This window comes from Tenacibaculum sp. 1B UA (genome assembly GCF_033978845.1).
In the GTDB taxonomy this organism is placed as follows: Bacteria; Bacteroidota; Bacteroidia; order Flavobacteriales; family Flavobacteriaceae; genus Polaribacter.
The window spans coordinates 28,226-39,934 of record NZ_JAKVUA010000015.1; the positions used below are offsets into that span (position 1 = coordinate 28,226).

Below are 11,709 nucleotides of genomic sequence, written 5' to 3' on the forward strand. Positions count from 1 at the left end.
TACATCTATTAATTTAAAGAAAACTTGATATAGAACATTTCTGGAAGAGAAAATAAACAATAGAACTCTTTAATGTTTAGGAATTAAAAAAGCATACAATATTTTACAAGTTATTTTAATATGCTTGTTAGAAATAAAAAATAAAAAATGATTGAAACCAAGGTTATCATTTCAATTCCCGAAGGGAAGTTAAGAGATTATATTGACGGAACTATTCGAAAGGACACGCCAGAGGAATACGTTAGGCAGACTGTTGAAAAAAGACTAATCAACGAACATAAATATTCAAAAGACCAAGTCAAAATTGAATATGGTGTACAAATGGGGTCAGGTAAAAAACGTGCAGACATTGTAATATTTCCAGAAGATTCGACAGAAGAAGAAATGAAAGACCAAGACAATGTTTGGTTAGTCATTGAATGTAAAAAAGAAGCTGTTAAACCAACAGACAAAAACAACGGAGTTGAACAAATGAAGTCCTACATGGCTGCTTGTGCAAATTGCGAATGGGGAATGTGGACAAATGGAATGCATAAGGAAGTTTGGAGGAAAGTAAAAAATGAAAAAGGCAAATACATTTACGAAGAATTTAACGACATCCCTTCTGCTGACGGAACAACAGATGAACAGGAAAGACCAAATCGAAACACGTTAATTAAAGCATACGAAGACAACTTACTTTTCACTTTCAAAACTTGTCACAACATTATTTACGTAAACGAAGGATTACAGAAGCAACCTGCTTTTTTTGAGTTCTTAAAGATAATTTTCTGTAAAATACATGATGAGAGAAATTTACTTGAGCCAATAGAATTTTTTACAACTTCTAAAGAACGAAATTACAAAGATGGGCAAGCAAGTGTTTACAAGCGTATCTCAAAAATATTTGAAGAAGTAAAAAAGCGTCATGGACAAATTTTTGATAAAAATGACGAAATAAAATTACTTCCAAGAACGGTTACATATTTGGTTGCAGAACTTCAAAAATATGCTCTTTTAACAACTAACATTGACATAAAAGGGAAAGCCTACGAAGAAATTGTTGGAGCAAATTTAAGAGGAGATAGAGGTGAGTTTTTTACACCGAGAAATGTAATGAAAATGGCAGTAGCCATGATAAATCCGAAAGAAACTGAACGTGTTTTGGACAGCAGTTGTGGTACGGGCGGATTTGTCGTTACTGCAATGACTTCTGTAATTGATTCACTACGTGAAAGAATGGAAAACCAATACGGAGAAGAAGAAGGTTGGAGTGCAGATATAAGAAAAGTATTTAACGATAAAATATCTGAAATAGCTGCTGAAAATTATTATGGTTTTGACATTAACCCAGACTTGGTTAAAGCCACCAAAATGAACATGGTAATGAATAATGATGGAAGTGGGAATATTTTACAACTTAATTCATTATTACCACCAGCAGAATGGGAAGAAGAAACCAAAAAGAAGCTAGCTAAAGCATTAGGGATTTCAGCAAGAGATATCCGTAATCATAGAAGTTTAGGACATTTTGATGTCATTGTAACGAACCCTCCTTTTGGTTCAAAAATTCCAATTAAAGACCAACAAATATTAGAGCAATTTGAAATTGCTTATATCTGGTCTAAAGATGAGCAAGGAAATTGGCATAAAACTAACCGTTTACAGTCGAGTGTTCCGCCTGAGCAACTATTTATTGAACGAATTATACAACTTCTAAAAGAAGGAGGTAGAACAGCTATTTATTGTTTTACCAGATTCCATATTGGGAGCACCTGGTCTTGAATTTATTCGTTACTGGTTGGTTAAAAATACTAAGATAATTGCAAGTGTTGATTTACATGCGGATGCATTCCAACCAAGAAATGGAACACAATGTTCTATCCTATTCCTCCAAAAGAAAACCAAAGAAGAGATTACTGAAGAAGAAAAATCAAGACAAATAATTGACTATGATATTTTCATGACAATGATAGACCATATTGGACACGACAAAAGAGGTGGAAAAATATTTAAGCGTGATGAGAAAGGTAATATTGTGATGCTTGAAGTTGAAGAAATTGTAAAAGAAAAAGATGCAGAAGGTAATTTAATAGCTCGAAAAGAAGTAACACAAGAAAAAATTGTAAACGACCAAACTATTCATGTTGCAAATGTTTTTAGTAAATGGAAGAACAAACAAGGAATAACATGGTAGATAAGAGTAATTTAGCATATAAGTTTCAAGAAGTAGAAAAGGAAATAAATTATACCTACTTACCAGATAAGCTCAAATATACTTCTGTATCATTAACAGAAATATTAAATAACAAGTTACGTTTGGAAGCGAACGCTTTTAACTTGGAAGCAAAGACTGCTAAAGAAAAGGTATTGAATAATAAATATGGGTTTATAAATCTATGGTCAAAAAATGGATTAGTAGATAATGCTTTTTACCCTGGTCGTTTTAAACGAATTTATGTTTCAAAAAAAGAAGGAAAACCATTTTTCCTACCTTCTCAAATGACCGAAATAAAACCAAAAGCAACAAAATTTATTTCACCAAAAACATATAAAACTCTTAATGGTATTGAAATTGTAAAAGACAATTTATTAATGTCTAGATCAGGTACAATTGGTAGATGTACAATTTCATCAAAAACTAACATAGGAAAACTATATTCGGACGATATTATAAGAGTTGGTTTCAAAAATAAATATGATTTAGGATATACCTATGCTTTTTTTCAGACAACAGATGGGCAACTGATTTTACAAACCAATAATTATGGTGCAGTAGTTAAGCATATTGAGCCTGAACATTTGCAAAGTATAATAATACCAAACGCACCAGAGCAACTTAAAAGAGAAATTCATGAACTTGTAGTTACTTCTTATGAATTAAGAGATGAATCAAATGATTTGATTGATGAAGCAGAACAAATTTTATATAAGGAACTTCAATTAAAACCAATTGAAGAACTGAAAACTGAATACTTTGATAATTCAGTCGAGTTAAGAAATTACACCACAAAATTGAGTGATTTAAGATTGCGTTTTGATGGTTCTTTTCATATCCCAATAGTTAAACAGGTGGAATCTGCTTTAAAACTAAATGCTAAAGAATTAGTTAAACTTTCTGATTTAAGTTTAACAAATGATATTGTACTACCAGGTCGCTTTAGTAGAACTTATGTTGATAAAGAAAACGGAGTACAATTTTTAGGCGGTAGGGATTTATTTCAATTAAGCCCAACAACGGAAAAATATTTATCCAAAGTCGTTCATAAAAAGCAAATAGAAGGTGATTTGAAAATATCAAAGAACGATATACTTACACCTTCAAGAGGTACAATTGGGAAAGTTGTACTTGCACCTGAACACTTTTCTGATAAAGCGATAAGTGATAACATAATAAACATAAGACCTACAAATGAAAATGTTGCAGGTTACTTGTTCTCTATTTTAAATTCTGAATATGGTAGTATATTAATTAAAAGACAAATTTATGGTGGTGTAGTAGATGCAATGGAGCCTACTATGTTGTCAAGTATTGATATTCCATTATTAAAGAACGAACGAAAGCAGAAAGAAATAAATGACTTGGTTCTTAAAGCAAATGAATTGAGATATCAAGCCCATTTAAAAGAGCAGGAAGCGATAAAAAAAATGGAAGAGATAATAGATAACAAAACTTCTCTACATACAAAAAGATGAGCTAAACTTGACAAAAGTTAGCATAAACTAGCTAATTACAGCAAAGCTTAGCGAAGCCTTTCAAACCCTGAATGCCCACAAAACACTTCAAGTACTTTTGACTCAACAAAAGAAAAAGAAGTGAATCCCGAGGCAATTAATACCATCTTATACAGACCCATCCAAAAAGGAAGTACATACGACAAGTTACTTCCACATAGCGACTGTAGTAGTGTAAAAATTGCCAACGGAGACACCAAGGTAGCAATTGAGAGTATGGCATTGTGGGTATATAAATACCAACACCACACCCAAAAGCTATCCCAAGAAAAATTTGCAAAGCACCCCTTACAAAAATTATGCAAGGAGCTACACAGGTTTTTGTATCAGCATCTACAATACAAGATAGATACCTACGACCAATTATTACGTAGCCCTGCCTGTGCTTGGGCTACTCGCTCACAGGGATTGGATTGCAAAAGTTATAGCATTTTCGCAAGCAGTGTGTTATTAAATTGTGGGGTTACACACTACTTGCGACGTGTTATACAACAAGAGGGTGAGGGTTACAGTCATGTATATGTGATAGTCCCCAAAAACCAACACACATTTGACCTAAACGACGGGTACTATACCATAGACGGCACCTTACAAACATTCAAAGAACAGGACATACACCAATCTGACGATGTACTAATGACACCCAAAACCCAAGGCTTATCAGGAGCTATTGGCGGAGAACTGGTAAAAGGCGTTGGAAAACTAGTGAACTATGCTGTGAGTGAATTCATACAAGAAATGAACTCCTGTAGTGGTTCGTATTACGATGCCTCGGTAGTAGAACTTAAAATCAGACGTGATTTACGAGACAAGCTACAACAAAAAATCACCCAATTAGGCGAAGCCATCACTTTTAGAAACCGTGCAAGGACACAACACCTGTTCAACGAAATTTTTAAAGAAGTAGATTTAGGTATTGCCCATTTACGTAACGAAACCGCTTATAGTTCCTATGAACATTGCGACGGAGAAACCCTAGCCCATGCGTTAGCCTTTGCGGAAAAATTAAAAACATTTATCGATAATTTTTTCGAAGAATTTAAAAAGCATGCCCCCTATTTCAAGGTAGAAGCATTTACCAAGTCAGCCAATGTGAACAGTAGAACGCTCTATTTTGTGGTGGAAAACGAGACCAACCCCATCGTAGCTGACTACCGCTTTATTGTGGTACGAAAAGAAATATCCACCTATGGACTAGACCCGATATTTCCATTTGAAGCCAATGCAGCACAATGGTTAGTAAACAACCTAGCCCATTTACAAAAAACCTATAACGACGGACGGGAAAAAAGCTATGAAAAAGAAATAACCCCACTGTTAGACAAAGTAAAAGCCTTACGAGCCAAAGCACATTTAGGCGGAGAAATGCTGTATTATTTCGAACAACCCTTACAACGAGAACTCTACAAAGTATGGTTGCGATATGATGCAAACTACACCCAATACCTAAAAGAAGAAGCTCAAAACACACGTACCGCTAATGAATTAGCCCTACGAGACTATCAAGAACGCTTTAAAAAAAATGTGGCAGAAGATAAGCAAGCCAAAAAGCGCAAACGATTAAAAATCCAAGTAGGTATTGGCGCAGCAGCCTCCGCCTTGCTCGTATTGTTTTTACAAAAAAAATAAAAAGTTATGAATGAAGAATTTGACACCATAGGCAGCCATGTTCCGTATGGGCTGTATGGTTGGTTCGATGGCTTTTGTCCCTCCAATGGAATTGCCAGTCGATTGAATAACCAAGCCAAAGGCGTATGGGCGCAAAAAGCCGAATGGGACAACAAGTACAAGGCACTCCAAAACGGACGACAAGCCGCCGAATGGGAAAGCCTTAAAAAAGAAGTGCGGCGCTTAGAACAAGCCATAAAAGCTGAACAACAACAATTAGCACAAGAAGAAGGCATCGCCGATGCGTTAGGCTTAGGCGCTTGGTGTAACGGAGCAGTCTCCAAAAGAAAAAAAGCCGAAGAAAGTTTGCGCAATGCAGAAAAGTCCCTAGGACATATCAAAGGCGCTTTTCAAACCTTGGAACGTCAACAAACCCAAGGTATCAAAGAAGCCAATGCAGTGATTAAAGCAAACCAACAAAAACTCAATGCCATCAAACAAAGCATTGTCCAAGTCAAACAAAAAATTGCAAAGTACAAAGCAGAAAGAGACCATGAAAAAGCCCAAGCAGCCAACGCCACACCCGCCGAGGTCAGCAACGCCAACAAGAAACGCATTGCAGGAATCGCCAAAGAAAACGCACCGCTGATACTAGGAGGTATCGCACTGTTAGGCGCAGTCGTCTATCTCAATAAAAGAAGTCCAACCCACAAAACGGTGAAGTCCGTAAGTGTATAAAATTAAGAACGATGAATTTGTTACAAACACACCTATTGCTTGCCGAACAAGAAGAAGCTTTAGAGAACCAAGCACTTTCTAAACCACAAGCAAGCGGACTTCATGGATTTTGGGACGGAGCGAACCTGATGGGGATAATCAATACCGTTGGCGGAACATGGTCGCAAATAGAACAAGCCCGAAACGGAAAACCAGTCTATGTACAACAAGCCAATGGAGAAACCAAGGACATTGCCCCGATGCTCATTGCCAGGTTAGAACAACAAGCACAAGCACAGCAAACCTCGGTCGACAACTTGGTAAAAATGATGCAGCTACAATTACAAACACAACAACAACCTAAAAAAGACAACACGCTGTTGTATGTAGGAGTTGGAGCAGGCATACTCGTATTGTTAGGAGGCATGTACGTAATGACACAAAAAAAATAAACGATGAGAAAAGAATCAATAGAAAACTCGGTAGTCAGTTTGCTAAGTATGAGTGCAGGCGCAATGCTTTCACGTGTAACCGCTAAAAAGCTACCGATGCAAAACACCAAGCTCAAAAAAGGCATGTTAGCCTTGGCAGGTGTCGTAGGCGCAGCCTATTTAGACAGGAAAACCACAGGCAAAGCCATTGCACAAGATATGGCAATGGGAACAGCCGTCACCCAAACAGGCGAACTCGTCAAAGAACTGTTGGATGAAAAGTTGCAAAACAACCCGCTATTACATTCCGCTTTAGGATCTCCTTATGACAATTGGAACGAACCCTTTGCGCTAGATAGCACCGACTTTTTATCAAGTTACACCAGTCCTAACTACGATGGAATTTCCGAAGACATTTCCTACGAAACCGTAGAAGATTTTAATAGTTAAAAAACAAAAAAGAGAAAAGAAAAAGATGAATTTTTTAAGAAACGAAGAACCTTATTTACGAGTAACCGAGTATTTAAAATACAAGAACTCCAAACGCAAAGAAAACGAAAAGTGGAACATCAGTGCGATGAAGCCCATGCCTAGCTTTTTATACGCCAACAAAAAAGTAGATGTAGGCGGTACGGTATCCCTGTTAACAGGTTCGTCAGTAGCCAAAAGAGGCGTTACCAATTTTGACGGAAACTCCCTAGTCAAAGGACGTGTGTTTGTTGCCAATGGCATCACGTTTAAATGCGCCATTGACGATGCCAGCAAACCAGAGCAAGACATTGCCTATAGCATTGCCAAAGTCCCGAACACCTTAATGCAATCGATGGTTGTAGTCAAGCAAAAAAACGAAATCCTAATAGAACTACCGATTTGTGACATTTTAGGCGCTACCGAAAGCGGTAACCACTATTTCAAATTAGGCTCATTTGCCCTGTTGGAAGACGACACCATTACCGAAATCGAAATCCAATACCCAGAAGGAGCAAAAATCACGTTAGAAGACGGAAAAGCCCTGTTCGCTTCTGCACGCTTATCAGGATTTGCGACCTATCAAAAACGCTAAGCTCATTTTTATAACCACACTTTGCGCTAAGACAAGCGCAAAGTGTTACCACAAGTACCAAAGATGAAAAAGATATACAAACGTATAAAAATCAACAAAGACCTTTTAAAGACCAATCTTCCTCCTGAAGAGCTTTTACAAAATGAGGTCAGCGACACCATCCCCACAGGAAAAGTAATCGGAGTGTATTTTATCTCCTATATGCCCCCTATGGACACAGGCATGCCCACAGGAGAAACCATGTCGAGATTAGTTCCTTTTGGGATTTCTCAAACAGACATTACCCTGAAAGACAGTAGAGGGCATTTGCTGACGGAGACCACGGACATCAAAGACTATGAACACAAAAGCGGAGGCTATAACGAGGGCTTTAAAGAGCTTGACTTTGAAAGCAAAAACGAACGAGTGACTATCAGTTGGGAAACCCTAGGAAGTAGACCCATTTGTGGCGAGTTCATTTTTGAAATAGAAGCCCCTAACCCGTGCTAAGGATGAAAACCATATACCACAGCGAACAGTTTACCGATGATTTTGAGATAAACTTTTCCGAGAAGAACGATTGCAAAGGCGTTGTAAAGCTTGAAATACACCTACACGAGCTAAGCGCCCCTTTGCTTATCAAAGACGGTTCAGGACAGCGAATCACTGCCCAAGCCCCTTTTGTAATAGACACCAATCACCCAATTGTAGACGGCTTGATACGCTTTGAATTTTCAGAATACCCAGCACTCACAGCCGTACAAACAACACCCTTTAAAAAAGCCATAGTAAGGTATTTATATTGTGAATAATCAATTATCGAACATATTAAAAAGCCACCTACAAGGAGGAAGCAATCATGTTATCAAGGTATCCAGTAACGGCGTAAAACTTGTCAAGTCTACTTCGGCACAGAAGTACGCCTTTACCTTAGAAGACATTGAAAGCAAATACGGTTCGATAGCCCAATTTTTACAAGCCTTACCCGAAAAAGGATTTAGCGGAACGGTGGTCTTTACCCTACAAAAAACCTATACCAAGGATGGTAAAACCACCTATCACACGCTACAAACACTCACAGAAAAATTAACCCAAGATATGAATGCTACCGACCCCACCACCGCCTTTTTAGGAGCGCCAGAGCTGATGGCAAAGATGGTACAAGCAGAACGTTCGGCAGACTATAAAGAACAAGTACAAGAGCTAAAAGAAACCGTCAAAGACCTGCGTTCTCGCAACCGAGTATTAGAAGAAACCAATAGCTCACTTACTATTAAGTTAGAGACAGCAAAAGAACGAGAAGAACTCAGAGTTGAGCGAGAATTGCTGAAGAAAAAAAGCTTTTTAGAAACCCCCGCCTTTGAAAAGACGATGGAAACCTTGGGCGGAATGCTTCCTAAAATTTTAGAAGCTTCAGGAGGCAACGCTGTAAGACACCCGAGTCAGTTAGCAAGCCCGAATGTTTCGCCCATACAAAAAGCCTTTGTACAAAAGCTTCCCACTGCCACTGACGAACAAGTGATGTTTTTTAACTATTTGCTTGACAACTGGCAAGAAGATTTAATCACACAAGTAGCACAGATTATCGAACAACAAGAACACCATGAAGATACAAACTAAAAAAGAAGCCATTGCCCAATTAGAAAAATTACCAGAAAAAGTATTGATACGCCTAGCAGAGCTATCCAGTCATAAAGAAGCACAAAGCTACTTTGCATGCCCGATAAAATACGGAGCGGTCAAGAGCTTTTTGAAGTAGAAAGCAACAACAAGATACAGGAGAAAAAAAAGCGATGAAAAAGAAAACAAGTGTATCGAAAATTGCCACCCGAAACAACGCTAAAAAAGCGGTAAGCAAAGCCAACGAAGCCAGTGCCTTTTTACTAGCCAACAAACCTTTACTGATAGTAGCAGGCGGAAGTGTCGTAGCGTATTTCCTATACAAAAGACTCAAACAATCAGCCGATGCGGTAACCGAAGTCTTTCAAGATGTAGCAAACGACCATATCGAAGCAGACCTACACATCAATACAGGAAAGCTAAGCATAAACAAAGAACAAGCGAAGATTTTAGCCAAGTCCTTACTAGATGCTTTTAACGACACCGCTTTTGGACTTCCTGCCACCGATGAAGCCAAAGTACAACAAGTCTTTGACAAACTACAAACAGGCGATGACTTTAGGCTCGTCTATAAAATCTTTGGCAGAAGAAAACGCATGGGAGGCAAAACCCCAACGGTATGGCTCGATAAAAAGCTTGCGGACGATTACGATTTAATCTACTGGCTCAAAGCAGAGATTTCAGAGACGTGGGATAGGCAATTATACCACCAAATCAAACAACGAGTACAAAGCGCAGATATGCCCTTTTAAATAAAAAAAAATGAAAAAGAACAATGGAAGCAAGTTTACCAATTTACGGGTTGGCATGTCCCGACACCCAACAAGCCCAAGAAGAATTTGACACGAAAAAAAATTGCGGATGTACGATGAATACAACAGCACAACAATTAATCAGCGGAATCATTATCAACGGAAGCACAGGAAAACCCTTTGAAGCAGGGCTTGTCAATGTGTACAATACCCAAACCAAAAAAGGAACAACGCCCGATGCAAACGGAGCATTTCAATTGTATGCCAGTCCTACCGATGTGATACACATTTCCTTTGTGGGCTATGATACCCTACAAATAGCAGCCTCAAAACTACCTGCCACCATCACGTTGCAGGAAAGCTCGGAACTACTATCAGAAGTAGTGATAACCGCTAATAAGAAAGGAGATAACAATTATATCTATGCCAGTATGGGACTGTTAGGCTTACTGTTTATGTATGCCATTGCCAAGGATAAGAAAAAGAATAAAACAACGACCTAATGGAATTTATACTCATGCACTGGGAAAAAATCACGGGCATTTTAGGGCTGATTTTTTCCTTTTTCGCAGGCTTTAAAATGCGGAAGATACGCCACCAAGAAGCTAAAAACCTAGCCCTAGAAAGACGTTACAAAGCCGATTTACAAAAGCTAGAGAATTACAAACGAGCCTTTGATATCAATGCAGAAATGATAGAAAGCATTAAAAGTGATTTTATGGCTCGTATCGGTTCACTACATCAGTATATCGAACAATTGGAACACATGAACACAAAGCTACACAGCATTGTAGCCAAGCAACAAAAAGAACTCGACAAATACATTACAAAATATGGAAAAGACATTTAAAATACTCAGTGTTGTTTTACTACTACTGATTACAGGATGTGGGACAACCAAACACAGTAAGACACATAGTTTAGAAACCCAAGTGGATAGTGTCTATGTACAAAAAGACAGCGTACAGAGCATCACTATCAATAGCGCTATTCAAGATAAAATATTTATAAAAGTTGCCACTGGAGATACCTTACTAGACAGCCTAGTCAATCAAAAATTACAACACTTTGCCAGTAGCAAACAAAGCGGTACAAACAGTTATAGCGTTCGCTACGACACCCAAGCCCAAGGATTTGAGATACGCAGTACCATAGGCACTACCAAGGAAGTGGTTACCAAACAGCGGGATAGTACATCAACGAGCCAACACAAAAAGAAAAAACAAGAGGTAAAAGAGCAAACAACAACACACCGATTGCCCTTGTGGGTTTGGGTACTGCTCTTAGTGCTTGCAGGCATGGTCTATGGAATAGTTAAAACAACCTAAAACTAAGAATGAACACAAGAAAGCTATGGGTCGTTGGAGCGGGCATTGGCTTGGTTACCCTAACCGCTTTTATCAGCCAAAAGAAAGTCCAACTGACCCGTATTATAGAACAATTACAGTTTCGTGTTTCAGGAATTAGAAATGTGCAACTCTCATGGCAACACATCGCCTTAGAACTAGACATACAGCTACAAAACCCAACAAAAGAACATTTGAACATCAATACAGGATTTATAAGTGCAAAAGAGCTACGAGTATATGAAAAGAAGACAGGGAAACAATTAGCCTTTACCAAGCTGAATACCCACAAAATTAGCATTCCTAGTGGTGGTATGTACCAGTTACCACCCACGCACATTACCCTGCCAGTACTCACCGTAGGAGAGTTGGTGTTTGAGGAGCTTCAAAAAAAGCAACAGGACTTTATAAAGGCGTTGCGTTTTGAACTGGACATAGCCAGTTTAGGAAACACACGAACCGTACAATTTTAAAAAAGA

At 38.3% G+C, this 11,709-nt stretch carries 17 protein-coding genes; all 17 read left to right on the plus strand.

From position 1 onward, the window contains the following. The first annotated feature begins 147 nt into the window (after nt 1–147). The 17 genes from MK851_RS11690 to MK851_RS11770 all read left to right on the plus strand — a co-directional run bounded on the left by MK851_RS11690 (nt 148) and on the right by MK851_RS11770 (nt 11,703). Nucleotides 148–1,764, plus strand: coding sequence for a type I restriction enzyme HsdR N-terminal domain-containing protein (locus tag MK851_RS11690; protein WP_320244115.1), 1,617 nt, complete (start codon nt 148–150; stop codon nt 1,762–1,764). Then, entirely contained in the window at nt 1,745–2,176 is a 432-nt protein-coding gene (locus tag MK851_RS11695) for a hypothetical protein (RefSeq protein ID WP_320244117.1), read from the plus strand. The genes MK851_RS11690 and MK851_RS11695 overlap by 20 nt, the downstream gene beginning before the upstream one ends. Further along, complete coding sequence (locus tag MK851_RS11700) at nt 2,146–3,675, plus strand: restriction endonuclease subunit S (protein ID WP_320244120.1); 1,530 nt, start codon at nt 2,146–2,148, stop codon at nt 3,673–3,675. Before MK851_RS11695 ends, MK851_RS11700 begins: the two co-directional genes overlap by 31 nt. A 255-nt stretch (nt 3,676–3,930) precedes the next feature. Further along, on the plus strand, nt 3,931–5,343 hold the full coding sequence (locus MK851_RS11705) for a hypothetical protein (RefSeq protein WP_320244121.1): 1,413 nt from the start codon (nt 3,931–3,933) through the stop codon (nt 5,341–5,343). Between the two features lie 6 nt (nt 5,344–5,349). Next, nucleotides 5,350–6,060, plus strand: coding sequence for a hypothetical protein (locus MK851_RS11710; protein ID WP_320244122.1), 711 nt, complete (start codon nt 5,350–5,352; stop codon nt 6,058–6,060). Nucleotides 6,061–6,071: 11 nt separating this feature from the next. Further along, the gene (locus MK851_RS11715) at nt 6,072–6,491 is read left to right on the plus strand and encodes a hypothetical protein (RefSeq protein ID WP_320244123.1); all 420 of its coding nucleotides are present in this window, start codon (nt 6,072–6,074) and stop codon (nt 6,489–6,491) included. Between the two features lie 3 nt (nt 6,492–6,494). Further along, nucleotides 6,495–6,920, plus strand: a complete 426-nt coding sequence (locus MK851_RS11720; protein ID WP_147431690.1) for a hypothetical protein — start codon at nt 6,495–6,497, stop codon at nt 6,918–6,920. Between the two features lie 25 nt (nt 6,921–6,945). Further along, entirely contained in the window at nt 6,946–7,533 is a 588-nt protein-coding gene (locus MK851_RS11725) for a hypothetical protein (RefSeq protein ID WP_125066256.1), read from the plus strand. A 63-nt stretch (nt 7,534–7,596) separates the two neighbouring features. Beyond that, nucleotides 7,597–8,022, plus strand: coding sequence for a hypothetical protein (locus MK851_RS11730; protein WP_320244124.1), 426 nt, complete (start codon nt 7,597–7,599; stop codon nt 8,020–8,022). Between the two features lie 2 nt (nt 8,023–8,024). Next, nucleotides 8,025–8,324 carry a hypothetical protein gene (locus tag MK851_RS11735; protein ID WP_320244125.1) on the plus strand — a complete coding sequence of 100 codons (300 nt, stop codon included), beginning with the start codon at nt 8,025–8,027 and terminating at the stop codon, nt 8,322–8,324. Continuing rightward, nucleotides 8,317–9,132: a hypothetical protein gene (locus MK851_RS11740; RefSeq protein ID WP_320244126.1), complete on the plus strand. Its 816-nt coding sequence runs from the start codon at nt 8,317–8,319 to the stop codon at nt 9,130–9,132. The genes MK851_RS11735 and MK851_RS11740 overlap by 8 nt, the downstream gene beginning before the upstream one ends. Further along, nucleotides 9,116–9,271 carry a hypothetical protein gene (locus MK851_RS11745; protein ID WP_274635355.1) on the plus strand — a complete coding sequence of 52 codons (156 nt, stop codon included), beginning with the start codon at nt 9,116–9,118 and terminating at the stop codon, nt 9,269–9,271. The genes MK851_RS11740 and MK851_RS11745 overlap by 17 nt, the downstream gene beginning before the upstream one ends. A 34-nt stretch (nt 9,272–9,305) precedes the next feature. Then, nucleotides 9,306–9,884 (plus strand): hypothetical protein, encoded by a 579-nt coding sequence (locus tag MK851_RS11750; protein WP_320244127.1) that lies wholly within the window; start codon nt 9,306–9,308, stop codon nt 9,882–9,884. A 23-nt stretch (nt 9,885–9,907) separates the two neighbouring features. Further along, nucleotides 9,908–10,387, plus strand: a complete 480-nt coding sequence (locus MK851_RS11755) for a carboxypeptidase-like regulatory domain-containing protein (RefSeq protein ID WP_125066251.1) — start codon at nt 9,908–9,910, stop codon at nt 10,385–10,387. 77 nt (nt 10,388–10,464) lie between these two features. Continuing rightward, nucleotides 10,465–10,734 carry a hypothetical protein gene (locus tag MK851_RS11760; protein WP_274635358.1) on the plus strand — a complete coding sequence of 90 codons (270 nt, stop codon included), beginning with the start codon at nt 10,465–10,467 and terminating at the stop codon, nt 10,732–10,734. Next, nucleotides 10,718–11,212 carry a hypothetical protein gene (locus MK851_RS11765; protein ID WP_320244128.1) on the plus strand — a complete coding sequence of 165 codons (495 nt, stop codon included), beginning with the start codon at nt 10,718–10,720 and terminating at the stop codon, nt 11,210–11,212. Before MK851_RS11760 ends, MK851_RS11765 begins: the two co-directional genes overlap by 17 nt. Nucleotides 11,213–11,262: 50 nt before the next feature. Beyond that, entirely contained in the window at nt 11,263–11,703 is a 441-nt protein-coding gene (locus tag MK851_RS11770) for a hypothetical protein (protein ID WP_320244129.1), read from the plus strand. Nucleotides 11,704–11,709: the final 6 nt, after the last annotated feature.

Excerpts from the sequence above, each read along its gene's own strand:
- MK851_RS11690 (WP_320244115.1), top strand. The coding sequence starts at position 148 with ATGATTGAAACCAAGGTTATCATTTCAATTCCCGAAGGGAAGTTAAGA.
- MK851_RS11700 (WP_320244120.1), top strand. The coding sequence starts at position 2,146 with ATGGAAGAACAAACAAGGAATAACATGGTAGATAAGAGTAATTTAGCA.
- MK851_RS11705 (WP_320244121.1), top strand. The coding sequence starts at position 3,931 with ATGGCATTGTGGGTATATAAATACCAACACCACACCCAAAAGCTATCC.
- MK851_RS11710 (WP_320244122.1), top strand. The coding sequence starts at position 5,350 with ATGAATGAAGAATTTGACACCATAGGCAGCCATGTTCCGTATGGGCTG.
- MK851_RS11715 (WP_320244123.1), top strand. The coding sequence starts at position 6,072 with ATGAATTTGTTACAAACACACCTATTGCTTGCCGAACAAGAAGAAGCT.
- MK851_RS11720 (WP_147431690.1), top strand. The coding sequence starts at position 6,495 with ATGAGAAAAGAATCAATAGAAAACTCGGTAGTCAGTTTGCTAAGTATG.
- MK851_RS11725 (WP_125066256.1), top strand. The coding sequence starts at position 6,946 with ATGAATTTTTTAAGAAACGAAGAACCTTATTTACGAGTAACCGAGTAT.
- MK851_RS11730 (WP_320244124.1), top strand. The coding sequence starts at position 7,597 with ATGAAAAAGATATACAAACGTATAAAAATCAACAAAGACCTTTTAAAG.
- MK851_RS11735 (WP_320244125.1), top strand. The coding sequence starts at position 8,025 with ATGAAAACCATATACCACAGCGAACAGTTTACCGATGATTTTGAGATA.
- MK851_RS11745 (WP_274635355.1), top strand. The coding sequence starts at position 9,116 with ATGAAGATACAAACTAAAAAAGAAGCCATTGCCCAATTAGAAAAATTA.
- MK851_RS11750 (WP_320244127.1), top strand. The coding sequence starts at position 9,306 with ATGAAAAAGAAAACAAGTGTATCGAAAATTGCCACCCGAAACAACGCT.
- MK851_RS11755 (WP_125066251.1), top strand. The coding sequence starts at position 9,908 with ATGGAAGCAAGTTTACCAATTTACGGGTTGGCATGTCCCGACACCCAA.
- MK851_RS11760 (WP_274635358.1), top strand. The coding sequence starts at position 10,465 with ATGCGGAAGATACGCCACCAAGAAGCTAAAAACCTAGCCCTAGAAAGA.
- MK851_RS11765 (WP_320244128.1), top strand. The coding sequence starts at position 10,718 with ATGGAAAAGACATTTAAAATACTCAGTGTTGTTTTACTACTACTGATT.